This window comes from Frigoribacterium sp. Leaf172 (genome assembly GCF_001424285.1).
In the GTDB taxonomy this organism is placed as follows: domain Bacteria; phylum Actinomycetota; class Actinomycetes; order Actinomycetales; family Microbacteriaceae; genus Frigoribacterium.
Genome location: NZ_LMPB01000005.1, coordinates 1 through 25,463, shown reverse-complemented (window position 1 = coordinate 25,463; position 25,463 = coordinate 1). Strand labels below are relative to the sequence as shown.

Here is a 25,463-nt window from a genome sequence, read left to right as displayed (position 1 = left end):
TGCGAGGGGCGGGCACGAGGAGACGCACCGGGCCACCGTAGACCCGGTGACCGATCTCCTCGACAGACCCGACGACACCGCCGCCCCCGCCGACCCCGGAGCCGCGCGTGCCGCCGGCGAGTGGCACCGGCCCGAACCGCGAGAGGACGGCTACATCGCGCTGCGCTCGTACGGGGCGATCGGCGACGGCCGGACCGTCGCCCTCATCGCCCGCGACGGGCAGATCGACTGGCTCCCGATGCCCGAGCTCGACACGGACCCCGTGTTCTCGGGCATCGTCGACGCCGGCAAGGGCGGTCGCATCGAGCTGCGCCCGGTCGACGACGACTTCGAGGTGCAACGCGAGTACGTCGCGAACACGAACGTCCTGGTGACCCGGTTCCGCACCTCGACGGGCGTCGTCGAGGTGACCGACGCCCTGGTCACCGGAATCGCCGGTCGACTCCCCTGGGCCGAGCTCGCCCGACGGATCGACGGGGTCGAGGGCTCGGTCGACATGCGCTGGGCCGTCGTGCCCGGCAACACGTTCGGAACCCACCCGATCCGACGGTTCGACACGCTGCACGGGCCCGTCCTCCGGGCGGCCGACATCAACATCGCCCTGGTCGGCTTCGGCCACGGCCGCATCGACTCGACCGAGCCCGGCGACGGCGAGACCCACGGGGGTCCGCACCGCTTCTGGGGCGAGTTCACGACGGAGCCGGGATCGCGCTCGCTCCTGTGCCTCTGCGGCGTCGAGGACGAACCTCTGCACCTGCCCGATCCGCGCGTCGTCGATCAGGGCATCGACCGCACCATCCGCAACTGGCAGACCTGGTCCGACGAGTTCAACTGGGACGGCCCCTGGGCCGAGCACGTCCAGCGCAGCGCCCTCGCCCTCAAGCTGCTGATCTACAGCCCCTCCGGCGCCATCGCCGCCGCGGCGACCGCCGCGCTGCCCGAGAACTTCACCGGCGACAAGAACTGGGACTACCGGTTCGCGTGGGTGCGCGACCTCGCCTACACGGTCAACGCCCTCGTCCGCTTCGGCCTCCGCGAGGAGACCCAGGCCGCCGTGTCGTGGATGCTCTCGGCCCTCAAGGCCAACGGGCGCACGATGCACATCTTCCTCAACCTCGACGGCACCGTGCCCGACGGCACCCACGAGACCGGATCGGAGGGCTGGCGGGGCATCGGACCGGTCTACAAGGGCAACCCGGCCGGTGAGCAGCTGCAGCTCGGCACGTTCGCCGACATCCTCTCGATCATGAGCCAGTACGCCGCCGACGGCAACATCCTCGACGTCTCGACCGGCGACCTCCTCGCGAGCTTCGCCGACGACGCGTGCCGTCGCTGGCAGGAGAAGGACTCCGGCATGTGGGAGCTCCCCGACGTGCAGCACTACGTCAGCAGCAAGATGGGCTGCTGGCAGGCGATCGACTCGGCGCTGCGGCTGACCGAGATCGGTCAGATGCACCCCGACCCGGACGACGTCGAGCACTGGAAGAAGAACCGCGACCTGATCGTCGAGTGGATCGACGAGCACGGCTGGTCGGAGGAGCTCGGGGCGTACGTCATGTACCCGGGCAGCGAGAAGCTCGACGCCTCGGTACTGCTGCACGCGCCGAGCGGCTTCGACCGCGGGGAGCGCATGTCGAGCACGATCGACGCCATCCGCCGCGAGCTCGGGGCGGGGCCGCTGGTGTTCCGCTACAGCGACGTCGACCAGGAGGAGGGCACCTTCGTGGCCTGCGCCTTCTGGATGGCGAGCGCCCTCGCCTGCGTCGGTCGGTTGGACGAGGCGGTGGCCCTGATGGACGAGCTCGTCGACCAGACCAACGACCTCGGCCTCCTGACCGAGATGATCAGCGCCGACGGCGGCGAGTTCCTCGGCAACATGCCGCAGGGGCTCAGTCACCTCGCGCTGGTCAACGCGGCCATCACCATCCACGAGCTGAGCAGCGACGACACCGACGGCCAGAAGGAGGCCCCATGAGCACACCCGCACCCGCCCCCGTCCCCGCAGCGACCGGAGACGAGCTCGCCCTCGTCGACGCGTGGTGGCGGGCCGCCAACTACCTCACGGTGGGGCAGATCTACCTGATGGAGAACGCGCTGCTCACGCGGCCGATCGCGCGCGACGACATCAAGCCGCGCCTCCTCGGCCACTGGGGCACGTCTCCGGCGCTGAGCTTCGTCTACGCGCATCTGAACCGGGTCATCCGCCGGGACGACCGCGATCTGCTGTACGTCTGCGGGCCCGGCCACGGCGGGCCCGCCATGGTCGCCAACACGTATCTCGAGGGCACGTACTCGGAGCTGTTCCCCGACGTCACCCCGGATGCGCACGGGCTGCAGAAGCTCGTCAAGCAGTTCTCGTTCCCCGGGGGCATCCCCTCGCACGCGGCGCCCGAGACCCCCGGCTCGATCAACGAGGGCGGCGAGCTCGGGTACTCGCTGAGCCACGCCTACGGCGCCGTGCTCGACGACCCGGGTCTCGTGGCGGTCTGCGTCATCGGAGACGGCGAGGCCGAGACGGGGCCGCTGGCGGCGAGCTGGCACGCGAACAAGCTGCTCGACGCACGACATGACGGCGCGGTGCTGCCGATCCTCAACCTGAACGGCTACAAGATCGCCAACCCGACCGTGCTCTCGCGCATCCCCGAGAGCGAGCTGCTCGAGCTGATGCGCGGGTACGGCCACGAGCCGATCGTCGTCTCGGGCGGGTTCGACGGTGAGGACCCGATGCTCGTCCACGAGCGGATGGCCGCGGCCCTCGACACGGCCTTCGCCCGCATCGACGAGCTGCAGCGCGAGGCCCGCACGGGCGACGGCGGCGAGCGCCCGCGCTGGCCCATGATCGTGCTGCGCACCCCGAAGGGCTGGACGGGACCGAAGACCGTCGACGGCGAGCGCATCGAGGGCACCTGGCGGGCGCACCAGGTCCCGCTCAGCGGCGTGCGCGAGAACGACGAGCGCCGGGAGCAGCTCGACGCGTGGATGCGCTCGTACCGACCCGACGAGCTGTTCGACGAGACCGGACGCCCGGTCGCGTGGCTCGACGGGCTCCGCCCGCGCGGCGAGAAGCGCATGAGCGCGATCCCCGCGTCGAACGGCGGCCTCGTGCGACGCGACCTCGAGCTGACGGACCACCGCCGGCACGCCGTCGAGACGTCCGACGACCGCCGCACGCAGGCCGAGGCGACGAGAGTGCTCGGCCGATGGCTGACCGAGATCGTGCGCGACAACCCGTCGACCTTCCGGCTTTTCGGACCCGACGAGACGGTGTCGAACCGCCTCGACCCGGTCTTCGACGTCACCGACCGGGTCTGGTCGGCCGACATCTGGCCCGACGACGAGCACGTCGCACCGAGCGGCCGGGTCATGGAGGTGCTCAGCGAGCATCTGCTGCAGGGGCTCATGGAGGGCTACCTGCTGACCGGTCGTCACGGCCTGCTCAACACCTACGAGGCCTTCGTGCACATCGTCGACTCGATGTTCAACCAGCACGCCAAGTGGCTCGAGAGCGCCGACGGCATCGAGTGGCGCGCCCCCATCTCGTCGTTCACCTACCTGCTCTCGTCGCACGTCTGGCGACAGGACCACAACGGCTTCTCGCACCAGGACCCGGGGTTCCTCGACGTCGTCGTCAACAAGCAGGCGCATCTCGTGCGCATCTACCTGGCACCCGATGCGAACACCCTGCTCGCCGTCGCCGACCACGCGTTCCGCACCACGGACACCGTCAACGTCATCGTGGCGGGGAAGCAGGAGTCGCCCGCCTGGCTGTCGCTCGCCGAGGCGGAGGAGCACGTGCGCCGCGGCGTGGGCGTCTGGGAGTGGGCCGGCACCGAGGGAGCGCCCGTCGCCGGCGTCGACCCCGACATCGTCCTCGCCTGCGCGGGCGACGTGCCGACGCTCGAGACGGTGGCGGCGGCCGATCTGCTGCGCCAGGTGCTGCCGTCACTCCGCACCCGCGTGGTGAACGTCGTCGACCTCATGCGCCTGCAGGACGTCCGGGAGCACTCGCACGGGCTCACCAGCGACGACTTCGACGAGCTGTTCACGACGTCCAAGCCCGTCGTCTTCGACTTCCACGGCTACCCGTCGCTCGTGCACCAGCTGACCTACCGGCGCACGAACCACGACAACCTGCACGTGCGGGGCTTCCAGGAGAAGGGCACCACGACCACGCCCTTCGACATGGCCATGCTGAACGACATCGACCGGTACCGGCTCGTGCTCGACGTGCTGCACCGCGTCCCCGGACTGGCCGACGAGCACCCCGACCTCGTCGCCGACTTCGAGTCGCGTCGCGAGGCCGCCCGCGCCTACGCGTACGAGCACGGCGAGGACCACCCCGACGTCGTCGGCTGGCAGTTCGGGGCCTGATACGCGGTTCGCACCCCGGGAATCCTCTCGGCCCCATGCGCGCGCGGCAGGGTCCCGGCGGATCGCCGGGGTCTCGGGGTCGGTCTCGGGCTCGGTCTTGGTGTCGGGCTCGGTCTCGGGGTCGGTCTCGGCGAGGTGCGACAGCGTTCGCGCGACGGCGTACGGTCGGGCGCATGACGCCGAAGGACGACACTCCCCCGCAGCTGAAGAACCCCGAGATGTACGAGGCGCTCCGCGAGGAGGGGAACTCGAAGGAGAAATCGGCCCGCATCTCGAACGCCGCCGCCCAGAAGGGTCGCAGCGAGAAGGAGGTGGCCGCGAAGGGCGGCCGCTCGGGTTCGTACGACGACTGGACGGTCGACGAGCTGAAGGGGCGGGCCGAGGAGCTCGGCCTCACCGGCTACTCCGATCTGAAGAAGGCCGACCTCATCGAGGCGCTGCGCGACCACTGAGCGCGCCGCGGCGGCCTGTCCGAACGGTCAGCCGGCCTTCCGCTCGCCCTCGGCGGACTTCCGGGCGGGAGCCTTCTTCGCAGTCGGCTTCTTCGCGCTCGCCTTCTTCGCGCTCGCCTTCTTCGCGCCCGACTTTGCCGCGCCTGACTTCCCGTCGGCCGGCTTCTCGTCGGCCGGCTCGCTCTTCGCTGCGGGCTTCCTCGCCGAGGCCTTCGCCGCCGGCCTCTTCGCGGACGCCTTCGCCGCCGGCTTCCTCGCGGCCGGACTCTTCGCCGCCTGCTTCTTCGGCGCCGACTCGCCGTCGTCGGTGTCGTCGCCGTCGTCGGCGTCATCCGCGTCGTCCGACGACCCCGCGCGAGCAGCCGCCCTCTTCGCGGGCTTGCGCCGCCCGCCCGACCGGTTCTTCTCGACCGACTGTCGCAGCGCCTCCATCAGGTCGATCACCTCACCGCCCTCGCCCTCGTCAGCGTCGTCCGACGACTCGCCGAAGGTCGCGTCGGTGTCGAGCGACTCGCCCTCCTCGAGCTTGGCGTCGATCAGCTGGCGGAGCTCCGCCTGGTAGTCGTCGCTGAAGTCGGCCGGCTCGAAGTCGTCGCTCAGCGAGTCGACGAGCGAGGACGACATGTCGAGCTCCTTGTCGGTGATGCGGGTCTGCTTCTCGAGCGCCGGGAACCGGGCCTCGCGCACCTCGTCGTCCCAGAGGAGCGTCTGCAGCATGAGCACGTCGCCGCGCACGCGCAGCGCGGCGAGACGGGTCTTCTGCCGCAGCGAGAAGTGCACGATCGCGGTGCGGTCCGTCTCCTCGAGGGTGCGCCGCAGCAGCACGTAGGCCTTCGGCGACGAGCCGTCCGGTTCGAGGAAGTAGCTGCGGTCGAACATGATCGGGTCGAGCTGGTCGCTCGGCACGAACTCGAGCACGTCGATCTCGCGCGACTTCTCCTCCGGCAGCGCCTTGAGGTCGTCGCCGGTGATGATCACCGTGCGATCGCCGTCGTCGTAGGCCTTGTCGATGTGCTCGTAGTCGACGACGCGGCCGCAGATCTCGCACCGGCGCTGGTACCGGATCCGCCCGCCGTCGGCGTCGTGGACCTGGTGCAGCGAGACGTCGTGGTCTTCCGTGGCGCTGTACAGCTTGACGGGCACGTTGACGAGCCCGAACGTGATCGCGCCCTTCCAGATCGATCGCATGCCCGCCATCTTTCTCCGGGCTCGCTCCGAATGACCGCTCTCGGGGTACAGGAGGCCGGGCGGAGCGGGCGCGGCGGGGCCACGGTATGCGGCATGAGCCAATACGACAAGAAGAACCCCGTCGACCTCTACCCGGTGCCGCCGTTCCCCGAGCAGGAGCAGTCGATGCCCGGCGAGGCCCGCGCGATGGACCCGAAGCCCGACCACGGCGAGACCAGCTACGTCGGCAAGGAGCGCCTGACCGGCTTCCGCGGCGTCGTCACCGGCGCCGACTCCGGCATCGGCCGCGCCGCCGCCATCGCGCTCAGCCGCGAGGGCGCCGACCTCGTGCTCAGCTACCTGCCCGCCGAGCAGGCCGACGCCGAGGAGGTGCGCGACCTGCTCGAGGGCGAGGGCCGGAAGGCCGTCCTCGTGCCCGGCGACATCTCGGACGAGCAGTACTGCCGAGACCTCGTCCAGAAGGCCGTCGACGAGCTCGGCGGGCTCGACACCCTCGTCATGGTCGCCGGTCACCAGGAGAGCCACGACGACATCCTCGAGATGACCACCGAGGGCATCGACGAGACCATCAAGACCAACGTGTACTCGCTGTTCTGGCTGACGCAGGCCGCCCTGCCGCACCTCGAGCCCGGCTCGTCGATCGTGACGACGGGCTCGATCCAGGGAACGCAGCCCTCGCCCGACAAGCTCGACTACGCGCTGACGAAGGGCGCGATCGGCGTCTTCACCGCCGGCCTCGCGCAGCAGCTGGCGCCGAAGGGAATCCGCGTCAACCAGGTCTCGCCCGGCCCGATCTGGACGCCGCTGCAGCCCGGCTCGCAGGACGCCGAGAAGGTCGCCGAGTTCGGCGCGCAGGCGCCCTACGGTCGCCCGGGCCAGCCCGCCGAGCTGGGTGCCGCGTACGTGCACCTGGTCAGCCCCGAGTCGAGCTACACGAGCGGCGCCACCATCACGATCGCCGGCGGCACGCCCGCCGTCTGACACCGCGCCTCCTCGGCTCCTGCGGCCCGTCGCCCCCTCCCTGCGGGCGACGGGCCGCCGTCGTGCCGGGTAGAACAGGAGGCGACACGGACCGAGGAGGCGCGCGATGGCGGGCAGAGGACGCGGCGAGACCGTCGAGGTCGGCGGGCACCGGCTGCAGCTGACCAATCTCGACAAGGTGCTGTACCCCGAGACGGGGACGACGAAGGCCGATGTGCTCGGCTACTACGCAGCCGTCGCCGAGTGGATGCTGCCGCACGTCGAAGGGCGCCCGGCCACGCGCAAGCGCTGGGTGGACGGGGTCGAGGGCCAGGTCTTCTTCGAGAAGAACCTGCCCGACTCCGCGCCCGACTGGGTCGCCCGGCACGAGATCGAGCACAAGGACCACGCGAACGTCTACCCGATGGTCAACGACCTCGCCACGCTGACCTGGCTGGCCCAGGTCGCCGCGCTCGAGGTCCACGTGCCGCAGTGGCGCTTCGGCCCCCGCGGCGCGCGACGGAACCCCGATCGCCTCGTGCTCGACCTCGACCCGGGCGAGGGCGTCGGTCTCGCCGAGTGCGTCGCGGTCGCCCGCGAGCTGAGGCCGATCGTCGAGGGCATGGGTCTCGAGCTCGTGCCCGTGACCAGCGGCAGCAAGGGGGTGCACCTCTACGCGCGCCTCGACGGCCGGCAGACCGGCGAGCAGGTGAGCGCGGTGGCGCACGAGCTGGCCCGGGCCCTGGAGGCCGACCACCCCGATCTCGTGCTGAGCACGATGGGCCGGGCCGATCGCCGCGGCAAGGTGCTGCTCGACTGGTCGCAGAACAACGGCAGCAAGACGACCGTGGCGCCGTACTCGCTGCGCGGACGGTCACGGCCCACCGTCGCGATGCCGCGCACCTGGCGCGAGCTCGCCTCGCCGTCGCTGCGTCAGCTCGAGCACACCGAGGTGCTGTCGCGCCTGAGGCGCCGCGGCGACCCCCTCGCCGACGTGTCGAGCGGCACCCCGGTGCCGCCGGGCGAGCTCGGCGAGGACTTCCGCAACACGGACGACCCCGACCACGACCCGTCCGAGAAGCGCCGGGACCGCCTCGAGATGTACCGCTCGATGCGCGACCCGGCTCGGACGCGCGAGCCGGTGCCCGCCGAGGCCCCGCCCTCGACCGACGGCCGGAGCTTCGTCATCCAGGAGCACCACGCGAGCCGGCTGCACTGGGACTTCCGCCTCGAGCACGACGGCGTGCTCGTCAGTTGGGCCCTGCCGAAGGGCGAGCCCGACGACCCCGGCACGAACCACCTCGCCGTCCAGACGGAGGACCACCCGCTCGAGTACGGGACGTTCGAGGGCACCATCGCGAAGGGCGAGTACGGGGCCGGCGAGGTCACGATCTGGGACTCGGGCGAGTACGACCTCGAGAAGTGGCGCGACGGGAAGGAGGCCATCGTCGTGCTGCACGGCGAGCAGCGCGGCACCCGGCGAGTCGCCCTCATCCACACCGGGTACGGCGGCGGGAAGGCCGAGCGGAACTGGCTGATCCACCGCATGAAGGACGACGACGGCGGCGGGTCGGCGGTCGGGAACTCAGGCGCCGAGGGGTCCGAGCGGCGCTCACCCCGCCGAGACGGCCGTCCTCCTGAGAAGCCGACCGGCCGAGGCGCGACGGGCCGCGGCTCGGGCGGCACCTCGTCGGCTCGGAGCACGGAGCGCGAGCCGACGGCGCCCGAGCCGGTGGCGCCGATGCTCGCGACGACGGGCGACGCGCACGACGTCGCCGAGGGCGAGTGGGCGTTCGAGATGAAGTGGGACGGCATCCGCGCGGTCGCGGTGGTCCACGACGGCGAGGTCACCCTGACGAGTCGCAACGGCAACGACCTCACCCCCGCCTACCCCGAGCTGCAGGAGCTGGCCGACCGGGTCGACAGCGAGGGAGGCGCGGTGCTCGACGGCGAGATCGTCGCCGTCGACGAGAAGGGTCGCCCCGACTTCGGCCTCCTGCAGAGCCGCATGGGCCTGACCCGCCCCCGCGACGTGGCGCGGGCCGCCGCCTCGGCACCCGTCCGGCTGCTGCTGTTCGACGTGATGCGGGCCGAGGGCCGCTCGCTCGTGCGCGAGCACTACGACGACCGGCGGGAGGTGCTCGAACGCATCGTCGAGGGCGGCGGCGCGATCGATGTGCCGCCCGCGTTCGACGGCGACCTCGACGCCGCCATGACGACGTCGCGGCGACTGCGACTCGAGGGCGTGGTCGCCAAGCGCCGCGACGCGACCTACAGCGCGGGGCGGCGCTCGCGGGCCTGGCTCAAGATGAAGCACCATCGGACGCAGGAGGTCGTGATCGCCGGGTGGCGTCCGGGTGCCGGTCGCCGGGCCGACGGGGTCGGAGCGCTGCTGATGGGCGTGCCGGGCGACGCGGGCCTCGAGTACGTGGGGCGCGTGGGCACCGGGTTCAGCGACCGCGAGCTCGACGAGCTGCTGCCGATGCTCGAGGCCGCCGAGCGGAAGACGAGCCCGCTCGTCGGGGTCCCGACGGTGGATGCGCGCGGGGCGCGCTGGGTGACGCCGTCGCGGGTCGGCGAGGTGTCGATCGCCGAGTGGACGTCGACCGGCCGCCTCCGGCAGCCGTCGTGGCGCGGCTGGCGCCCGGACAAGTCGCCGGAGGACGTCGTCCGCGAGGGGTGATCGGGCCCGTCGGCGAATCACCCGACCGACCGGGTATCGCCCGGGGTCCGACGGGTGTTGGCTCCAGCATGAGCGTCGACGCATGACCATCCCCGGATCCGAGACGGCCCCCTCCGCCGCGACCCTGCGCGGCCGCCGCGTGGTGCTCGCCGTGGCCGTGCTGGCGTCGTCCGTGGCGTTCCTCGACGGATCGATCGTGACCGTCGCCCTGCCCGCCATCGCCCGCGAGCTCGTGGGCCAGGGCGCGGCGCAGGGGCCGGGCGCCGCCGGGGCCGACCTCGTGCTGCAGCAGTGGGTGGTCGACGCCTACCTGCTCGCCCTCGGCTCGCTGATGCTCGTCGCCGGATCGCTCAGCGACACCTTCGGGCGGGTGCGGGTGCTCCGCATCGGGCTGGTCGCCTTCGCGGTCACGAGCGTGCTGGCCGCCCTCGCGCCCGACCCCGGTCTGCTGATCGCCGCCCGAGCGCTGCAGGGCGTCGCGGCGGCGCTGCTCGTCCCGAGCAGTCTCGCGCTCATCACCTCGACCTTCACGGGTGCGGCGCAGGGCCGCGCGATCGGCGCCTGGACCGCCTGGACCGGGGTCGCGTTCCTCATCGGTCCGCTGACCGGAGGAGCCCTGGTCGACACGATCGGCTGGCGCTGGGTGTTCGCCGTCGTCGTCGTGCCCGTGCTGCTGACCCTGCTGCTGATGACGCGCCTCCCCGGCGACGCCCATCGGGGCGCGGACGGAGCGCCCGCGCACGTCGACGTGATCGGCGCCGCACTCGCCGCCGTGGGCCTCGCGGGCCCGGTCTTCGCGCTGATCGAGGGGCAGCGCGTGGGGTTCGGCGCCTGGTTCGTCGTGGCCCCGCTGATCGTGGGCCTGGCGGCGCTCGGCGGCTTCGTCTGGTGGGAGCGCCGCGCACCCGCTCCGATGATGCCCCTGTCGCTGTTCCGCACCCGCGAGTTCACCGTCGGCAACCTCGCCACGGTCGGCGTCTACGCCGCGCTGAACCTCGGGACCCTCACCATCCCCCTGGTCGTCCAGGAGCTCGCGGGTCTGCCGGCCACGCTCGCCGGGCTCGTCACCCTGCCCACCACGATCGTCTCGCTGCTGTTCTCGACCCTGTTCGGCACCCTCGCGGCACGCCACGGGCCCCGGCCGTTCATGACCGTCGGCCCGCTCATCACCGCCGCCGGGTTCCTCTGGATGCTGCTCGTCCGCGAGCCCATCGACGTCCGGTGGCAGATCCTGCCGGGAGTCGTGCTCTTCGGCCTGGGTCTCGCCGTGACCGTCGCACCGCTGACCTCGACGGTGCTCTCGCGGGTGCCCGCCGCGCAGTCCGGCATCGCCTCGGCCGTCAACAACGCGATCTCGCGGGTGGCCGGGCTGGTCGCGGTCGCATTCCTCGGCATCATCGCCGGAGGCGCGTTGACCGTCGACGGGTTCCATCGCGTCATCGTCGTGGTCGCGCTGCTCCTCGCGGCGAGCGCCGTGGTCTCGTTCGTCGGCCTGCGGGGCTCGCACCGCGCCTCCTGACCGACGGCCGGGAGGCGGAGGGGCTCGCGCTCAGACGCCGAACCGCCGCCAGGAGGCGTCCTGCTGCGCCAGGCGACGGAGCGCGAGCAGCAGAGGCTCGACTAGCACCGTGCCGAGCACGACGTACTGCACGGCGGCGTCGACCGAGTCGACCGGGATGCCCTCGATCTCGGCCTGGGCGACCGTGGCCATCGCGCGGGCGTACCCGTCGAGCGTGCTCTCGGGCAGATCGAAGCCGGCCGCGTCGAGACCCGCGACGGCGACCTCGAGCGCCGCGAGGACGTCGTCGGAGTCGGGATCGATCGACCACCCCCAGTGCTCGACGAGCGCCCGGGCGCGACCGAGGTCGAGGCCCTCGTCGGCCGTCGGGGTCACCGCCGTCTGGGCGACGCCGAGCATCTCGGCGATCGACGCGTGCTCTCCGTCGAGCTGGGCGAGCACGTCGCGGGCCGTGGCGACGCTGAGACCGCCCACACCGAGCAGAGCGCGGACGAGGCGCAGCCGTCGGACGTGCTCGTCGCCGTACTGCGCCTGGGTCGCGCTGGTGCGTTCGCCCTCGGGGAGGAGCCCCTCGCGGAGGTAGTACTTGATCGTGGCGACCGCGACCCCGGTCGTCTCGGCGAGCTGGGAGATGCGCACGGGACCCCTTGACATTGGATAGTGCTGCTCTCCAATATTGGAGAGCAGCACTATCCATCTAAGGAGAGACCATGTCACGAGTCAAGCCGAGACCGAGCCGGACCACCCACGAGCACGACGGGGAGCTCGTCGTCTTCCTGATCGGGATGCGCATCAACCGGTGGTGGCGACCCGACCAGTGGCTCCCGGTCTTCGGCGCGATGGGGCCGATGCTCACCGAGCTCTTCCGCGACCCCGACAGCGGGATCACGGGACTGCGGGTGACGATCGGCCGCGGCGGCCCGGTGCTCGTCCAGTACTGGACGTCGCTCGAGAAGCTCTACGCGTATGCGAGCTCACCCGACCAGGCCCACCGACCGGCCTGGAGCGCCTTCAACCGCCGCGCCCGCTCGGCGCCGGGCGCCGTCGGCATCTGGCACGAGACGTTCGTGGTCGAGCGCGCCGAGAGCATGTACGTCGACGTTCCCGTCTCGGGGCTCGCGCAGGCGACCCGATCGGTGCCCGTCGGGCCCCGCAGAGACACGGCCCGGGACCGGGTGGCGGACGGGCGGACCTCGCCACGCGCCTCCGGCTGAGACCCCGATGCTCGGCAGCGCCGACCGGGGGACGCCGCGCAGGGGCGGCGGCGTACGGTGGCGCTCGTGCCGCACTTCTCCATCATCGCCCCGATCGACGCCCTGGTCGTCGGCGACCGTCACGCGGTCGCGAGGTTCCCGCTGCACGCCACCGTCGTGCCCCCGTTCGGCGTCCTGTCGGGCCGCCACGCGGTCGTCGAGGCCGTCGCCGGGGTGGCGGCGGGCAAGCAGCCCATCCCGACGGCCATCGGGGCGACCGCACGATTCGGCCCGAACCGCGACGTGCCCGTCGCACTCGTCGAGCCGGAGCTCCTGACCGACCTGCACACGAGCCTCCTCGCGGCGCTCGAGCCGCTCGGCTGGGCGCCCGTCGACGCCGACGCCAACGGGACCGGCTACCGGCCCCACGTCGCGGCCACGCGTCAGGCCGCCCTCGCGGTGGGCGCCGTGCTGATCCTCGACCACCTCGCCGTCGTCGATCTCGACCGCGACGAGGCGACCGTGGTCTCCGTCGCCGCCCTCGCGGGCGCCCCCGCCTGAGTCGCCGGCGGGCACGGACCGCGCATCAGGCGCGGGTCAGCCCGAGCAGCCGGATCACGTCGGCGACCTCGTCGGCGGGTGCGCGGCCCGCGTCGACGACCACATGCCGCTCGTCGGCCTGCGGCGGCTCGAGCGTGGCGACCTGCGAGTCGAGCAGCGTCGTCGGCATGAAGTGCCCCTCGCGTGCGGCCATCCGGTCGCCGAGCAGCTCGCGCGTGCCGCGCAGGTAGACGAAGACGACGTTGTGCTCGCGCAGCACGTCGCGGTACCGCCGCTTCAGCGCCGAGCAGGTGATGACGCCGGGCACGCCCGCCAGGGCGTGCTCGATGATCCACGACGACACGGTGTCGAGCCAGGGCGCGCGGTCGTCGTCGTCGAGGGGCGTGCCCGCCGCCATCTTCGCGACGTTCTCGTCGGGGTGCAGATCGTCGCCCTCGGCGAGATCCCAGCCGAGCTCGTCGGCCAGCAGGGCGGCGAGGGTCGACTTGCCCGACCCCGACACGCCCATGACCACCAGCACCGGGTCGGCGGCGTACGGCCCCGAGGAGGCGCGGGTCGGGTTCTCGACGACGGCCATCAGACGGCCGCGCTCGCGAGCAGGACGCCGGCGTGGGCCGTCGAGGGCGTGGGGGCGGCGGTGGCCGAGGCGATCAGGTGCATGCTGTCGCATCCTCTCGAGGACGCGGCGATGCGACCTCTTCGTCAGGTGGATGGTGCGGGATCGATCGCGGACCCGGTGCGAGAACGGGTCTGGCAGTCTGGAGCACGCGATCGATCTGATCAGGTGAATAATCAGATTTATGGAGTGTGCCACACGGCGCCCCGACCGGCAAGACGGCCCGCCCCGACCCCAGGAACCCACGATGACGCTCCGACTCCCGCCCGCCCGCGAACGAGGTCTGCACGGCCGGGTCGTCGACGTCCTCGGCCAGGACATCGTCGACGGACGACTCGCCCCGGCCTCCATCCTGAACCTCGACGACCTGGCCCTGAGGTTCTCCGTCTCGCGCTCCGTGCTCCGCGAGTCGCTGCGCGTGCTGCAGTCGCTCGGCATGGTGGAGCCTCGGCAGCGGGTGGGCACGCAGGTGCTGCCCCGCGCCTCCTGGGATCTCATGAACCCGCAGATCATCCTCTGGCGCGGTCGGGGCTCCGAGTACCACACGCAGATGCGCGAGCTCCTCGAGCTGAGACTGGGCCTCGAACCCGTGGCCGCCCGGCTCAGCGCGACCCGACTGGACCCGCTCCAGGCCGCGCTCGTGCAGCAGGCCGCGAGCACGATGCTCGAGGCCGGGGCCGCCGGCGACGGGCGTCGGTACCTCGAGGCCGACATCGCCTTCCACACGGCGATCCTGCACGGATCGGGCAACTCCGTCATCGGGCACTTCGCCGGGACGGTCGAGGCCCTGCTGCGCACCCGCACCGAAGAGCGGCGCTTCACGATCACCGACTACACGCCCTCCAGCGCCGCCCGGCATCACGCCCTGGCCGACGCCCTCACGGCACGCGACGACGAGGCGGCGCACGAGGCCGCCTACGCGCTCATCGCGGCCACGGTCGCCGAGTTCGACGACGAAGGGCGGGCCGCCGGGCGCTAGTTGCACCCGGCCGACCCGCCCCGTCCGGCGGTACGGCACGACGGGTCAGTCGACGACCTTCACGTCGGTGAAGGCGCCGGCCTCGACCAGCTGCGCCGCGCCTCCCTCGGGGGCGAAGCTCCACAGACCCGGGGTCGCACCGCCGGCGAGACCGACGAACAGGACGCCGTCGGCGTCGGCCGTGATGCTGCCGGGGCGCGACTCGCTCTGCAGGGCGACGCCCGTGGCGGGGACGACGGTGCGGACGCCCGACGCCGAGGTGACGACGATGTCCTTCGAGGCCAGGTCGACCGTGCACGGCGGTCGGTTCGGGCTGGGGAACGGCAGGCAGAACTGCGAAGCCTGCAGCGCGTAGAACGAGCCGTTCAGCCCGTAGCCGCCGGCGGCGTAGGTCGTGCGGTCCGTCGTGCTCGTGATGCCGCTCGAGACCCCCGAGCCGTCGTCGATGGACCAGAACTGCAGACCGACGGCGCCGCCGCTGTTGGCCTCGTAGTAGGTCGTCGTCCCGGCTCCGGCGATGATGTCGTTCAGGCGGGTGGTCCCCTGCGTGAAGACGCTCTCGGTCGGCGCACCGCCGGCGGCCGGGTAGGTGCGGAGGACGCTCGTGTACAGCACGACGACGTCGCCGTTCGGCCGCACGTCCAGCTGCAGCGGCGTCGAGGGGAAGGCCGCCTCGACCGTGCGACGCGTGCCGTCCGCGCCGAAGGCGACGAGGGAGCCGCCGGCCGTCAGCACGTAGGCCGTGCCCTTCGAGGCGACGTGCAGCTCGCGGGCTCCGACGAGGTCCGTCGCCAGGGTGACCGGACCGGCCTGCGTGGCGGGGTGGCGGACGAGCGTCCCGGCGACGGAGTCGAGGACGACCGCATCGCCGTTCGCGGCGACGTCGTAGCCACCGGGAGACGCGGGGGCGGCCGCGACGTCGACGGGCGCGGAGTCGACGGTCGGGAACGCGACGATGCGTCCGTCCGTGACCGCGAAGACCGCCGTGCCGAGGTCGACCGGGGCGGCGGCCGTCGTGTACGCGACACGCGCGGCGGGACTCGCGACGCCCCTGGTCCAGGCCCTCACCTCGAACCGGAACGTCGCGCCGGCGGCGAGGCCGTCGACGCGGGTGCTCGTGCTCGGCGTGCGGACCCAGACCGTGCGCCCGACGGGGCGCCCGTCGGACGAGACGACGGTGACCGTGTAGCCGGCCGGGGCCGGGCGACCGCTCGTCGCGGGCGCCTTCCAGGCGAGGACGACGGAGGTCGGGCCGGCTGCGGTCGCCGTCAGCTGACGCGGCGTGGACGCCGCGGTGGCGGCGGCCTGGGCGGCGGCCGCCTTCTTCGCGGCGGCGGCCTTCGCAGCCGCGGCCTTCTTCGCAGCGGCGGCCTTCTTCGCAGCAGCCGCCTTCTTCGCAGCAGCCGCCTTCGCAGCAGCCGCCTTCTTCGCAGCGGCCGACTTCGAGGGGGCGGCGGACGAGCTGCTGACGACCGTGCTGCTCGTCGAGCCGGTGACGCCGGTCGAGCCGGTCGGGGCGGCGAGGGCCGGAGCCGACACCCCCAGGGTCAAGGCGGTCGCGAGTGCGACGATGCCGGTGATTCTCCGCATGCGGGTGTACTCCTGACAGGTGGCGGGTTCGGGTTCCGCCAGTCGTGACAGTACTGCCCGGGACCGGTGTCCCCCAAGAGGCGGACCGGGTGAGACCGGGTGAGAGCGGGTGACCAGCCCGGCGCTCCGGCGCCCTCTCGGGAGCCGAGGGAGTCGTCACGTCCCGTTCATCCGGTGGACGCCTCGACCCGGCAGCATGCCGTCATGATCGCGATGAGCGCCCGGGTGAGGCCCACCGCCGGCATCGACTCGGTGCGCACCCTCGAGCGCGACCTCCGCAGTCGCTACGAGAGCCTGCCGATCAGCCCGCATCAGTACCTGGTCCGCTTCTCGGACGGACCGGTGCTCGTGACGGACGAGCTCGGCTCGCTCCGACTCGACGTCGTCGTGGCCGACGAGCGGTCGGCGCGGCACTTCGTCGACTCGTTCCGTTCGGAGCTCGACATCCGCACCCTCCGCGGCTCGCTGGCCGTGAGCTGGTCGCGCGACGCGACCGCCGCCGTCCCCCTCCGCTGACGCTGCTGCCACCGCCGAGGAGGCGCGGGTCAGCTCTCGGCCGCCACGATCAGCTTCGACATGGTCCGGTGCAGCAGCACGAGCTCGTCGCGCTCGACGCCGAGGCGCCGCATCATGCGCGACGGGATCGATTCGGCCTCCCCCCGGAGGGCGGCGCCCGCGGGTGTCAGCGCGATGGCGAGGGTGCGCTCGTCGGCCGACCCGCGCCTCCTGGTGACGAGACCCTGGCTCTCGAGTCGCTTGACGAGCGGCGAGAGCGTGCCGGGGTCGAGCCGGAGCGTCTCGGCCAGCGCCCGGAGGGTCAGGGTCGGGCCCTGCCAGAGGGCCAGCATCACGAGGTACTGCGGATGCGTCAGACCGAGCGGCTCGAGCACGGGACGGTACGCCGCGACGACGCTCCGCGAGGCGACCGAGAGCGCGAAGCAGATCTGGCTCTCGAGCGCCAGCGGGTCGGCGGCCTCCAGCGGCGCCGCGTCCGGGGAGGTCACTGCTCGGCCTGCGGGGTGGGGCAGTGCAGCATCGTGCGCGGACCCGTCCGGTCGACCACGTGCTCGTCCATCGCACGGCCGCAGAGGGGGCAGGCGCCCCCGTGGTCGGGTTCGACGAGCGGCGCCTCGTTCTTGAGGCCGAGCTGCGCACCGCCGATGTACGGCCGCAGGCGGCGGTTCAGGCCCTCGACGAGGTCGCCGAAGCGGCTGCCGTGCTCGTAGGTACGGGGTTCTCTGGCGTCTCGTCTCGGGCTCACGTCGATTAGCGTACCAACGATTGGTGCACCAAGCGAGTGTCGGCTGCAGACGGACGGCCCGCCTCCCCGAGGGATGGCGGGCCGTTCGAGTGATCTCGCGGGAGCCTACGGAGCGATGCCGCGCCCCCGCGCGAGCACCTGGTGCGCCTGGACGGCGAGCTCGCCACGGACGAGCACCTCGTAGCTGCCGGCCTCCATCGTCTTCGTCGACGCGAAGTCGCGACGACCCCGGAGCGCGGCGTGACCGACGAAGCCCCACAGCGCACCCCAGAGGGCACCGCCGCCGACGGCGATGAGGAGGATGCCGATGAAGGCGACGTTCGTGGCGAACAGACCGAAGAGGAGCCCCAGGAACAGGCCGAACCAGGCTCCTCCCCCGGCGCCTCGAGCCGCCGCACCGCCCTTGGTCAGTCGCCCGGTCACGTTCTCGACGGTGCGGATGTCATGACCGACGATCGAGACGCTCTCGACGGGGAACCCCTCGTCCGAGAGCAGATCGACGGCCGACTGGGCGTCCTCGTAGCGGGTGAAGGTCGCCAGGGTCTGCGGCTGACCGCCCCCTGCGAAGGCACCGGTGCCGCGGGGGCCGGGCATCCCGTCGGTCGCGCTCGGGCGAGTCGCCGCGGGAGGGACGGCTCCGCCCCTCGGCGGCGCCGGAGAGTCGTGGGGCACCGCGGGGGGCGCCTGAGCGCCGGTCGCATCGGTCTCGCCGCCGCCGACGGGCGTCGGGGCGTACTCGCCGTAGGCCGGACGCGGACGCTGGTCGGGGGCCGCAGCGCCCGAGGCGGTCTCGCCCGGGGTCGTCCCCGAGGAGGCGGGGGTCGCGTGGGGGTCGGGGGTGCTGCCGGTGCCGGACTGATCGTCGCTCATGCATCAGTTCTACCGTCGCGGACGACCGCGTGGAGCTTATGCACAGAGCGCTCCCAGACACAGGCGGCGGCAGGCCGCGTGAGCGCCGCCGGACGACCCGCTGCCGCCCGAGGGCTGGGATCGAGGGCTGGGAACGAGAGAAGGCACCCGCTCTGCGGATGCCTTCTCGTGAGGGTGGATCTGAGGGGACTCGAACCCCTGACCCCCTGCATGCCATGCAGGTGCGCTACCAGCTGCGCCACAGACCCGTATTCGTTTTCTCTTCGCTGCGTCTCTCGAAGCAACTCGTCAACCTTACTACACAAATCGCGCGAGGTTGAACACCCCCGCGACCGCGGCGGGACGAGCCGGGCTCGCACCCTCCGACGCGACCCGGCCCCGTCGCCGGACGGCTTCCGGTCCCCGCCGGGTGGCGGCCGAGACGACGAGACCGCGACGCCGATCACGCACGGAGTGCGGGTCGGCGGTCGCGGTCGACTGTCGGAGGAGGCTCAGGCCTCGTTCTGCGCGGGCTGCGGCAGCTCGATCGGGATCGTCGGGCAGTCGCTCCACAGACGCTCGAGCGAGTAGTACTGACGGTCTTCATCGTGGAAGACGTGGACGACCAGGTCGCCGAAGTCGAGGAGGATCCATCGCCCCTCGGCACGGCCTTCGCGGCGGAGCGTCTTGACCCCGGCCTCGAGCATCTTGTCTTCGACCTCGCCGGCGATGGCGACGACGTTGCGCTCGCTGCGGCCGGAGGCCAGCAGGAAGATGTCGGTGAGGGGCAGCGGCTCGGAGACGTCGAGCGCGACGAGGTCGTCGGCCTGCTTGTCGTCGGCGGCGCGGGCCGCGATCTGCAGGAGCTCGATGGCGCGAGGGGTGGCTGTCACGGATGCCTTAGATGTCGGTGGTGCGGAGGATGAGGAGGGTCACTGACCCAGGATGCCCGACGCGAAACCCGCGACGACCACACCGATGATACCTGCTCCGATGATGCCGCCGCCGATCCCGAGGAAGAGCGGCAGCCGGCTCGCCTTCGGCTGCGAGGCCGCGAGCACCACCGCACGGGTGGAGGTGTGCGTGCTGATGGCCCGGCTGGCCCGCACGGGCACGGCGTCGGTCTCGGCGTTCTCGGCGTCGCCCTGCTCGAGCAGGCGGTCGATGTCGGCGCTGTCGACCCGCGCCTGCGAGCCCGTCGCTCCGAGACTCCGAGGCAGGTCGATCGAGCCGGTGATGATGATCTCGCCCGTGGCGTTCAGGGCACCGGTCACGTCGGCGACCTGCTGGTCCGTCAGGATCAGCGCGTTCGTCTGACCGGTGTGGGTGCCGAGAGCGCGACCCGGGGCGGTGTCGCCGTCGGGCTCGCTGCTCTGGGTGGTCCAATGACCGACCGGCGGCACGAAGCCGTTCGACTCGGGCGCCGAGGCGGGGATCGTGGGCACGACCGGACGCACCGGGGCCGCAGGCGCCGCGGCGGCGGGGCCGCTCGGCTCGCGGCGGTCGAACGACGCCGGTCGCAGCGCGGGGGTCGGAGCCGAGGTGGCGCTGGTCGCCTCGGACCCTGGTGTCTCGCCGGACGACGGCGCGCTCGTCACCCGGGGGATCTGCCCGGTGGGGGCGATGATCTCGTCGACGGCGCTGAATGCCTCGGACAGGGGCCGACGGGGCTCGGGGCCGGGGGGCTGGAGCGGGACGGGCTCGGCCGCCTTGCCCGACTGGGCCTCACGGAGAGCGCGCAGCTCGCGACGGGTCAGGCCGCGCTCGGATCCGTAGGCCGTCGCCGACGTGGGGATCGACGACGGGGCGGGCGTCGACCCGGGGGCGGGCGTCGAGGCCGGGGTCGGCGTGGACGCAGGCGCCGCCTCGGGGGCGGGCGCGGACGCCGGGGCGGGCGCCGACGTGGGGGCGGGCGCGGGGGCCGACGCAGGCGCCGCCGCGGATGCGGGCGCCGGGGCGGGAGCGGGCACCGAGGCCGGGGTGGGCATCGATGCGGGGGCGGACGCCGGGACGGGGATCGCGCCGGTGACCGCCTGACCGGCCTCGCGGGCACGCTCGAGGTCTCGAACCTGCCGTCGGGTCAGGGGCGGCTGGCCGTCGGACGAACTCATGCAACGCTCCGATACAGATGGTGCTTGGAGATGTACTGGACGACCCCGTCGGGGACCAGGTACCAGACCGGGAAGTCTCGGGCGACCCGGGCGCGGCAGTCGGTCGACGAGATGGCCAGCGCGGGGACTTCGAGCAAGCTTACGTCGCTCTCGGGCAGTCCGCTCACGGTCAGGTCGTGACCGGGGCGCGACACGGCGACGAAGTGCGCGAGGTCCCAGAGCTCCTGGACGTCTTTCCAGTCGAGGATCTGCGCGACCGCGTCGGCGCCGGTGATGAAGAAGAGCTGGGCGTCGGGCCGCTGAGCGCGGACGTCTCGCAGGGTGTCGATCGTGTACGTGGGGCCGTGACGGTCGATGTCGAGGCGACTGACCGTGAACATCGGGTTCGAGGCCGTGGCGATGACCGTCATGAGGTACCGGTGCTCGCCGTCGGTGACGCCCGTCTTCATGTAGGGCTGCCCCGTGGGGACGAAGAGGACCTCGTCGAGATCGAACGACTGGGCGACCTCGCTGGCCGCCACGAGGTGGCCGTGGTGGATGGGGTCGAAGGTGCCGCCCATGATGCCGACGCGGGGTCGCCGACCCGGCCCGGTGCCGGCTTGCGCCGACGACTCCGAGGTGCTGGCCGCGACCATGGTGTCCGTCTCTCGGGTCAGTGCGATTCGGGGTGGCCGAATTCGTCGACCGGGCCGGACTTGTGCTCCTGCGACTTGGCCTTGCGGGGGCTGCGGTTGGCGACGTCGCGGTAGCTCCACACGACGTACCCGAGGAACAGGAAGAAGACGCCGAACACCAGCGAGATCACGACCGGGGGCGCCAGCAGGGGCGCGAGTTCTTCGTGGGCCGCGGCGAGGAGGGTGACGTCGAGCATGGGTACTCCGTTTCGAGAGGACGATCCGGGCCAGTCTAGCCGCGCACCTGACCGCTGCCGCGCACGACCCATTTCGTGCTCGTCAGCTCGCCGAGGCCCATGGGCCCGCGCGCGTGGAGCTTCTGGGTGGAGATCCCGACCTCGGCTCCGAAGCCGAACTCGCCGCCGTCGGTGAAGCGCGTCGAGGCGTTGACCATGACGACGGCGCTGTCGACCTCGGCCAGGAAGCGCTCGGCGCTGACGAGATCGGCCGTGACGATGCTCTCGGTGTGCCCCGTGGACCAGCGGCGGATGTGCGACATCGCCGCGTCGAGGTCGTCGACGACGGCGACCGCCAGGTCGAGGCTCATGTACTCCGCAGCCCAGTCGTCGTCCGTCGCCGGCACGACGTCGGCGACGAGGGCGCTCGTGCGGGCGTCGCCGTGGACCGTGACCCCGGCCCGCCGCAGGGCCGGGACGACGACGGGCAGCAGCCGCTCGGCCGAGTCGGCGTGCACCAGCAGCGTCTCGAGCGCGTTGCAGACGCTCGGTCGGCTGGTCTTGGCGTCGAGGACGATGTCGACGCTCATCGCGGCGTCTGCCGACGCGTCGAGGAACACGTGGACGACGCCCGCACCGGTCTCGATCACCGGCACGGTGGACTGCTCCACCACGGTCCGGATGAGCTCCGCGCTCCCCCGAGGCACGAGCACGTCGATGAGTCCGCGCGCGGTCATCAGCCGGGCCGCCCCGTCACGACCGAACTCGTCGACGGTGACGACGGCGTCGGCGGGGAGACCGGACCGCACCAGCGCCTCCTGCACGACCTCCACCAGCACGGCGTTCGTGCGCTGCGCTGCGCTGCCGCCCCGGAGCACCGCCGCATTGCCGCTCTTGAGGGCGAGCGCGGCGATGTCGATGGTCACGTTCGGCCGGGCCTCGTAGATGGCTCCGACGACGCCGAACGGCACCCTGACCTGGTCGAGCCGCAGCCCGTTCGGCAGCACGCGCCCGCGGACGGTCTCGCCGACCGGGTCGACGAGGGTCGCCACGAGCTCCGTCGCCGCGGCCAGGGCGCGCAGCCGGTCGCCGTCGAGTCGGAGTCGGTCGCGCAGGGAGTCCGACAGCCCGGCCTCGGCACCCGCCCGGAGGTCGAGCTCGTTGGCGGCGGTGATCCGGTCCTCGGCGGCGACGATCGCGGCGGCGATCTCCCGGAGAGCCGCGTTCTTCGCGTCGGCGGTCGAGGTCGCCAGCGCCGACGCCGCCCGTTTCGCCGCGGTCACCTTGTCATCGAACGAGGGGACGACGGCTTCTCGGGCTGACATGGGGTCGATCTTACGGTCCGACGGCCTCGAAGAACGTGCCCACGTCGTCGCCCGAGAGCGCCCGGGCGACGTTCGCGGTCGAGGTCACCAGCACCGGCGTGCCCGCCTCGGCCGCGTAGCGCGCGGCGGCGACCTTCGTGCCCGCGCCTCCCGTGCCGACCCCTGCGGCGCCGACGTCGCCGAACGTCACGCCGCGCAGCTCGTCGCCGAAGGGGACGTCGACGATCTTGACGGCCCCGGCCTCGTGGGGCGGCCTCGTGTAGAGCGCGTCGACGTCGCTCAGCAGCACGAGGGCGTCGGCGCCGATCAGCTTCGAGACGAGGGCGGCGAGGCGGTCGTTGTCGCCGAAGCGGATCTCCTGTGTCGCGACCGTGTCGTTCTCGTTGACGATGGGCAGGATCCGCAGGTCGAGCAGTCGCGACATCGCCCGCTGGGCGTTGCTGCGGTGCGTCGGGTTCTGGATGTCGCCCGCGGTGAGCAGCACCTGCCCGGCGACGATGGAGTACCGGCGCAGGCTCTGCTGATACCGGTAGATGAGCACGTTCTGCCCCACGGCGGCCGCCGCCTGCTGCGTCGCGAGATCGGTCGGCCGCGCGTCGAGTCGCAGATGGGGCATGCCGGTCGCGATGGCTCCCGACGACACGAGGACGATCTCGGCGCCGCGTCCGTAGGCCGCAGCCAGGGCGTCGACGAGCGGATCGATCTGACCGGCGTTGTCGCCGCTGATCGACGACGAGCCGACCTTCACGACGATGCGCCGAGCCGACGCGATGCCGGCCCGGTCGATCACGCGGGCGCCCTCCCGGCGGGGCGACGACGACGCCGTGTCGCTCATGCCTTGTCGTCGCCCTCTTTCACGAGGAACCCGTCGTCGTCGGTCCACATGCCCGAGGCGCGCTCGCGCTGCAGCTCGGCACGCGCCTCCGCCTTCGCGTCCATGCGCTCGAAGTACTCCTCGCGACGCTGGTTGCGCGTGGGCCGGTCGTTCTTGATGAGTCGGGGGTCGGTGCCTCGGGCGCTGGTCATCAGCTCGGCCGTCGAGGTCAGCGTGGGCTCCCAGTCGAAGACGATGCCGCCCTCGGGCCCGATCACGACCGTCGAGCCGGCCTGCGCCCCGGCCTTGAACAGGGCGTCCTCGACGCCGATGGTGTTGAGCCGGTCGGCGAGGTAGCCCACCGCCTCCTCGTTGTTGAAGTCGGTCTGCACGACCCAGCGCTCGGGCTTCTCGCCCAGGATCCGATAGACGTTGCCGTAGGTGCCGCCCTCGACGCGGATGATGAAGGGCTTCTCGTTGACGGCGCGGGGACGCATGACGAGTCGAGGAGGCGCGGGTCGGGCGGCGATCTCGGCCCGGCTCGCCTCGACGACGTCGGCCAGCGCGAAGGAGAGGTTCCGCAGCCCTTCGTGACTGACCGCGGAGATCTCGAAGACCTTGTAGCCGCGCGCCTCGAGCTCGGGGGTGACGAAGTCGGCGAGCTCGCGGCCGTCGGGCACGTCGACCTTGTTCAGGGCGATCAGCTGAGGACGCTCGAGCAGCGGCAGCTGCCCCTCGGGGACGGGGTATGCCTCGAGCTCGCCGAGGATGATGTCGAGATCGGTCAGCGGATCGCGGCCCGGGTCGAGCGTCGCGCAGTCGAGGACGTGGAGCAGGGCCGAGCAGCGCTCGACGTGGCGGAGGAACTCGAGCCCGAGCCCCTTGCCCTCGCTGGCCCCCTCGATGAGCCCCGGGACGTCGGCGACCGTGTAGCGCGTCTCGCCCGACTCGACGACGCCGAGGTTGGGGTGCAGCGTGGTGAACGGGTAGTCGGCGATCTTCGGCTTGGCGGCCGACAGAGCGGCGACCAGGCTCGACTTGCCGGCCGACGGGTAGCCGACCAGGGCGATGTCCGCGACGACCTTGAGCTCGAGCAGGACGTCGCCCTGCCAGCCGGGCGTGCCGAGGAGCGCGAAGCCGGGGGCCTTGCGCTTGGTCGACGACAGAGCCGCGTTGCCGAGTCCGCCGATGCCGCCCTGGGCGGCGACGAAGCGCATGCCGGGCTCGACCATGTCGATGAGCTCGGTGCCGTCCTCGCTCTTGACGACCGTGCCGACCGGGACGGTCAGCTCGAGCAGCTCGCCGTTCGTGCCGCTGCGGTGGTCGCCCATGCCGAAGCCGCCGTTCTCGCTCGAGCGGTGCGGGGCGCGGTGGAATCCGAGGAGGGTCGTGACGCCGGTGTCGCTGACCAGCACGATGTCTCCGCCGTGCCCGCCGTTGCCGCCGTCAGGCCCGGCGAGGGGTTTGAACTTCTCGCGCTTGACGGACACGCAGCCGTTGCCGCCGTTGCCGGCGCGCAGGTGCAGGGTGACGTGGTCGACGAATGTGGCCATGGGGTGCAGTCATTTCAGTCTCTGGGGCCGGGGATGGACTCCCGGGTCGAACACGTATGGGCGAGCAACGCTCGCCCATACGGTGTGTCGCAGCTGACGCCGCGCCTCTGGTCGAGGCTCAGGCGCCGGCGACGATGTTGACGACCTTGCGGCCGCCCTTGGTGCCGAACTCCACCGAGCCGGGGGCGAGGGCGAACAGGGTGTCGTCGCCGCCGCGGCCGACGTTGGCGCCGGGGTGGAAGTGGGTGCCGCGCTGGCGCACGATGATCTCGCCGGCGAGGACGACCTGGCCGCCGAAGCGCTTCACGCCGAGGCGCTGGGCGTTGGAGTCGCGGCCGTTACGGGTGGACGATGCGCCCTTNATGATCTCGCCGGCGAGGACGACCTGGCCGCCGAAGCGCTTCACGCCGAGGCGCTGGGCGTTGGAGTCGCGGCCGTTACGGGTGGACGATGCGCCCTTCTTGTGTGCCATGAGCCGTGTCCCTTACTTGATCGAGGTGATCTTGACGCGGGTGAGGTCGGCACGGAAGCCCATGCGGCGCTTGTACCCGGTCTTGTTCTTGTAGTTCTGGATGACGATCTTCGGGC

At 72.2% G+C, this 25,463-nt stretch carries 26 protein-coding genes, 1 tRNA gene and 1 pseudogene; 10 read left to right on the top strand and 18 right to left on the bottom strand.

Going from position 1 to position 25,463, the window contains the following annotated elements; translation table 11 throughout:
* The first annotated feature begins 154 nt into the window (after window positions 1-154).
* From ASF89_RS13830 to ASF89_RS13820, 3 genes are all read left to right on the top strand, one after another.
* Window positions 155-1,975: a glycoside hydrolase family 15 protein gene (locus ASF89_RS13830; protein WP_055816063.1), complete on the top strand. Its 1,821-nt coding sequence runs from the start codon at window positions 155-157 to the stop codon at window positions 1,973-1,975.
* Window positions 1,972-4,371, top strand: a complete 2,400-nt coding sequence (locus ASF89_RS13825; RefSeq protein ID WP_055815916.1) for a phosphoketolase — start codon at window positions 1,972-1,974, stop codon at window positions 4,369-4,371. Before ASF89_RS13830 ends, ASF89_RS13825 begins: the two co-directional genes overlap by 4 nt.
* A gap of 173 nt (window positions 4,372-4,544) precedes the next feature.
* Window positions 4,545-4,823 carry a Rho termination factor N-terminal domain-containing protein gene (locus tag ASF89_RS13820; protein WP_055815913.1) on the top strand — a complete coding sequence of 93 codons (279 nt, stop codon included), beginning with the start codon at window positions 4,545-4,547 and terminating at the stop codon, window positions 4,821-4,823.
* A 27-nt stretch (window positions 4,824-4,850) separates the two neighbouring features.
* On the opposite strand, the gene ASF89_RS13815 is transcribed toward ASF89_RS13820, so the two are convergent.
* Complete coding sequence (locus ASF89_RS13815; RefSeq protein WP_055816061.1) at window positions 4,851-6,011, bottom strand: Ku protein; 1,161 nt, start codon at window positions 6,009-6,011, stop codon at window positions 4,851-4,853.
* Window positions 6,012-6,104: 93 nt separating this feature from the next.
* Here ASF89_RS13815 and ASF89_RS13810 point away from each other — a divergent pair, with 93 nt between their 5' ends.
* The 3 genes from ASF89_RS13810 to ASF89_RS13800 all read left to right on the top strand — a co-directional run bounded on the left by ASF89_RS13810 (window position 6,105) and on the right by ASF89_RS13800 (window position 11,173).
* Entirely contained in the window at window positions 6,105-6,992 is an 888-nt protein-coding gene (locus ASF89_RS13810; protein WP_055815910.1) for an SDR family oxidoreductase, read from the top strand.
* A 106-nt stretch (window positions 6,993-7,098) separates the two neighbouring features.
* Entirely contained in the window at window positions 7,099-9,654 is a 2,556-nt protein-coding gene (locus ASF89_RS13805) for an ATP-dependent DNA ligase (RefSeq protein ID WP_055815907.1), read from the top strand.
* Window positions 9,655-9,736: 82 nt separating this feature from the next.
* On the top strand, window positions 9,737-11,173 hold the full coding sequence (locus tag ASF89_RS13800) for an MFS transporter (RefSeq protein ID WP_055815904.1): 1,437 nt from the start codon (window positions 9,737-9,739) through the stop codon (window positions 11,171-11,173).
* A 30-nt stretch (window positions 11,174-11,203) separates the two neighbouring features.
* On the opposite strand, the gene ASF89_RS13795 is transcribed toward ASF89_RS13800, so the two are convergent.
* Window positions 11,204-11,812, bottom strand: coding sequence for a MerR family transcriptional regulator (locus tag ASF89_RS13795; protein WP_055815901.1), 609 nt, complete (start codon window positions 11,810-11,812; stop codon window positions 11,204-11,206).
* 71 nt (window positions 11,813-11,883) lie between these two features.
* Here ASF89_RS13795 and ASF89_RS13790 point away from each other — a divergent pair, with 71 nt between their 5' ends.
* The gene (locus ASF89_RS13790) at window positions 11,884-12,387 is read left to right on the top strand and encodes a DUF4188 domain-containing protein (protein ID WP_055815897.1); all 504 of its coding nucleotides are present in this window, start codon (window positions 11,884-11,886) and stop codon (window positions 12,385-12,387) included.
* Window positions 12,388-12,453: 66 nt separating this feature from the next.
* Window positions 12,454-12,927 carry a 2'-5' RNA ligase family protein gene (locus tag ASF89_RS13785; RefSeq protein ID WP_162240704.1) on the top strand — a complete coding sequence of 158 codons (474 nt, stop codon included), beginning with the start codon at window positions 12,454-12,456 and terminating at the stop codon, window positions 12,925-12,927.
* A gap of 25 nt (window positions 12,928-12,952) precedes the next feature.
* Here the strand turns inward: ASF89_RS13785 and ASF89_RS13780 are convergent, their stop codons facing one another.
* A complete protein-coding gene (locus ASF89_RS13780; RefSeq protein ID WP_055815892.1) occupies window positions 12,953-13,504 on the bottom strand; it encodes a gluconokinase in 552 nt (183 codons plus the stop codon).
* A 286-nt stretch (window positions 13,505-13,790) separates the two neighbouring features.
* Here ASF89_RS13780 and ASF89_RS13775 point away from each other — a divergent pair, with 286 nt between their 5' ends.
* Complete coding sequence (locus ASF89_RS13775) at window positions 13,791-14,522, top strand: FadR/GntR family transcriptional regulator (protein ID WP_055794771.1); 732 nt, start codon at window positions 13,791-13,793, stop codon at window positions 14,520-14,522.
* A gap of 45 nt (window positions 14,523-14,567) precedes the next feature.
* Here the strand turns inward: ASF89_RS13775 and ASF89_RS15775 are convergent, their stop codons facing one another.
* Entirely contained in the window at window positions 14,568-16,112 is a 1,545-nt protein-coding gene (locus ASF89_RS15775) for a fibronectin type III domain-containing protein (RefSeq protein ID WP_055815889.1), read from the bottom strand.
* Window positions 16,113-16,316: 204 nt separating this feature from the next.
* On the opposite strand from ASF89_RS15775, the gene ASF89_RS13765 reads away from it, so the two are divergent.
* On the top strand, window positions 16,317-16,628 hold the full coding sequence (locus ASF89_RS13765; protein WP_156357258.1) for a hypothetical protein: 312 nt from the start codon (window positions 16,317-16,319) through the stop codon (window positions 16,626-16,628).
* Window positions 16,629-16,657: 29 nt separating this feature from the next.
* Here ASF89_RS13765 and ASF89_RS13760 read toward each other — a convergent pair whose 3' ends face one another.
* The 14 genes and pseudogenes from ASF89_RS13760 to ASF89_RS13700 form a co-directional block, all read right to left on the bottom strand.
* The gene (locus ASF89_RS13760; RefSeq protein WP_055815885.1) at window positions 16,658-17,116 is read right to left on the bottom strand and encodes a MarR family winged helix-turn-helix transcriptional regulator; all 459 of its coding nucleotides are present in this window, start codon (window positions 17,114-17,116) and stop codon (window positions 16,658-16,660) included.
* Window positions 17,113-17,373, bottom strand: a complete 261-nt coding sequence (locus ASF89_RS13755; protein ID WP_055815883.1) for a hypothetical protein — start codon at window positions 17,371-17,373, stop codon at window positions 17,113-17,115. Before ASF89_RS13755 ends, ASF89_RS13760 begins: the two co-directional genes overlap by 4 nt.
* Window positions 17,374-17,478: 105 nt before the next feature.
* On the bottom strand, window positions 17,479-18,243 hold the full coding sequence (locus ASF89_RS16145) for a general stress protein (RefSeq protein WP_235484135.1): 765 nt from the start codon (window positions 18,241-18,243) through the stop codon (window positions 17,479-17,481).
* A 175-nt stretch (window positions 18,244-18,418) separates the two neighbouring features.
* Window positions 18,419-18,491, bottom strand: a tRNA-Ala gene (locus ASF89_RS13745).
* Between the two features lie 243 nt (window positions 18,492-18,734).
* A complete protein-coding gene (gene rsfS / locus ASF89_RS13740; protein WP_055794760.1) occupies window positions 18,735-19,115 on the bottom strand; it encodes a ribosome silencing factor in 381 nt (126 codons plus the stop codon).
* A gap of 39 nt (window positions 19,116-19,154) precedes the next feature.
* On the bottom strand, window positions 19,155-20,333 hold the full coding sequence (locus ASF89_RS15770; protein WP_055815878.1) for a hypothetical protein: 1,179 nt from the start codon (window positions 20,331-20,333) through the stop codon (window positions 19,155-19,157).
* Window positions 20,330-20,968, bottom strand: a complete 639-nt coding sequence (gene nadD / locus ASF89_RS13730) for a nicotinate-nucleotide adenylyltransferase (RefSeq protein ID WP_082474975.1) — start codon at window positions 20,966-20,968, stop codon at window positions 20,330-20,332. Before nadD ends, ASF89_RS15770 begins: the two co-directional genes overlap by 4 nt.
* A 17-nt stretch (window positions 20,969-20,985) precedes the next feature.
* Complete coding sequence (locus tag ASF89_RS13725; protein ID WP_055794755.1) at window positions 20,986-21,204, bottom strand: hypothetical protein; 219 nt, start codon at window positions 21,202-21,204, stop codon at window positions 20,986-20,988.
* 35 nt (window positions 21,205-21,239) lie between these two features.
* Window positions 21,240-22,508, bottom strand: coding sequence for a glutamate-5-semialdehyde dehydrogenase (locus ASF89_RS13720; RefSeq protein ID WP_055815876.1), 1,269 nt, complete (start codon window positions 22,506-22,508; stop codon window positions 21,240-21,242).
* A 10-nt stretch (window positions 22,509-22,518) separates the two neighbouring features.
* Entirely contained in the window at window positions 22,519-23,343 is an 825-nt protein-coding gene (proB, locus tag ASF89_RS13715) for a glutamate 5-kinase (protein ID WP_055794753.1), read from the bottom strand.
* On the bottom strand, window positions 23,340-24,875 hold the full coding sequence (gene obgE, locus ASF89_RS13710; protein WP_055794750.1) for a GTPase ObgE: 1,536 nt from the start codon (window positions 24,873-24,875) through the stop codon (window positions 23,340-23,342). The genes proB and obgE overlap by 4 nt, the downstream gene beginning before the upstream one ends.
* A gap of 118 nt (window positions 24,876-24,993) precedes the next feature.
* A pseudogene (gene rpmA / locus ASF89_RS13705) lies at window positions 24,994-25,236 on the bottom strand (50S ribosomal protein L27); the annotation flags it as partial.
* A 1-nt stretch (window position 25,237) separates the two neighbouring features.
* A partial coding sequence (locus ASF89_RS16300; protein ID WP_369814556.1) for a 50S ribosomal protein L27 occupies window positions 25,238-25,347 on the bottom strand: 110 nt, incomplete at its 3' end.
* 12 nt (window positions 25,348-25,359) lie between these two features.
* Window positions 25,360-25,463 (bottom strand): bL21 family ribosomal protein (locus ASF89_RS13700; protein WP_200937193.1); only part of this gene is annotated, 104 nt, incomplete at its 5' end.

What these genes read in the sequence shown, in the direction of transcription:
- proB (WP_055794753.1), bottom strand. Translation starts at nt 23,343, where the DNA reads ATGAGCGACACGGCGTCGTCGTCGCCCCGCCGGGAGGGCGCCCGCGTG.
- ASF89_RS13775 (WP_055794771.1), top strand. Translation starts at nt 13,791, where the DNA reads ATGACGCTCCGACTCCCGCCCGCCCGCGAACGAGGTCTGCACGGCCGG.
- ASF89_RS13765 (WP_156357258.1), top strand. Translation starts at nt 16,317, where the DNA reads ATGATCGCGATGAGCGCCCGGGTGAGGCCCACCGCCGGCATCGACTCG.
- ASF89_RS15775 (WP_055815889.1), bottom strand. Translation starts at nt 16,112, where the DNA reads ATGCGGAGAATCACCGGCATCGTCGCACTCGCGACCGCCTTGACCCTG.
- ASF89_RS13805 (WP_055815907.1), top strand. Translation starts at nt 7,099, where the DNA reads ATGGCGGGCAGAGGACGCGGCGAGACCGTCGAGGTCGGCGGGCACCGG.
- ASF89_RS13825 (WP_055815916.1), top strand. Translation starts at nt 1,972, where the DNA reads ATGAGCACACCCGCACCCGCCCCCGTCCCCGCAGCGACCGGAGACGAG.
- ASF89_RS16145 (WP_235484135.1), bottom strand. Translation starts at nt 18,243, where the DNA reads ATGAGCGACGATCAGTCCGGCACCGGCAGCACCCCCGACCCCCACGCG.
- ASF89_RS13780 (WP_055815892.1), bottom strand. Translation starts at nt 13,504, where the DNA reads ATGGCCGTCGTCGAGAACCCGACCCGCGCCTCCTCGGGGCCGTACGCC.
- ASF89_RS13820 (WP_055815913.1), top strand. Translation starts at nt 4,545, where the DNA reads ATGACGCCGAAGGACGACACTCCCCCGCAGCTGAAGAACCCCGAGATG.
- ASF89_RS13790 (WP_055815897.1), top strand. Translation starts at nt 11,884, where the DNA reads ATGTCACGAGTCAAGCCGAGACCGAGCCGGACCACCCACGAGCACGAC.
- obgE (WP_055794750.1), bottom strand. Translation starts at nt 24,875, where the DNA reads ATGGCCACATTCGTCGACCACGTCACCCTGCACCTGCGCGCCGGCAAC.
- ASF89_RS15770 (WP_055815878.1), bottom strand. Translation starts at nt 20,333, where the DNA reads ATGAGTTCGTCCGACGGCCAGCCGCCCCTGACCCGACGGCAGGTTCGA.
- ASF89_RS13720 (WP_055815876.1), bottom strand. Translation starts at nt 22,508, where the DNA reads ATGTCAGCCCGAGAAGCCGTCGTCCCCTCGTTCGATGACAAGGTGACC.
- ASF89_RS13815 (WP_055816061.1), bottom strand. Translation starts at nt 6,011, where the DNA reads ATGCGATCGATCTGGAAGGGCGCGATCACGTTCGGGCTCGTCAACGTG.
- ASF89_RS13800 (WP_055815904.1), top strand. Translation starts at nt 9,737, where the DNA reads ATGACCATCCCCGGATCCGAGACGGCCCCCTCCGCCGCGACCCTGCGC.
- nadD (WP_082474975.1), bottom strand. Translation starts at nt 20,968, where the DNA reads ATGGTCGCGGCCAGCACCTCGGAGTCGTCGGCGCAAGCCGGCACCGGG.
- ASF89_RS13810 (WP_055815910.1), top strand. Translation starts at nt 6,105, where the DNA reads ATGAGCCAATACGACAAGAAGAACCCCGTCGACCTCTACCCGGTGCCG.
- ASF89_RS13725 (WP_055794755.1), bottom strand. Translation starts at nt 21,204, where the DNA reads ATGCTCGACGTCACCCTCCTCGCCGCGGCCCACGAAGAACTCGCGCCC.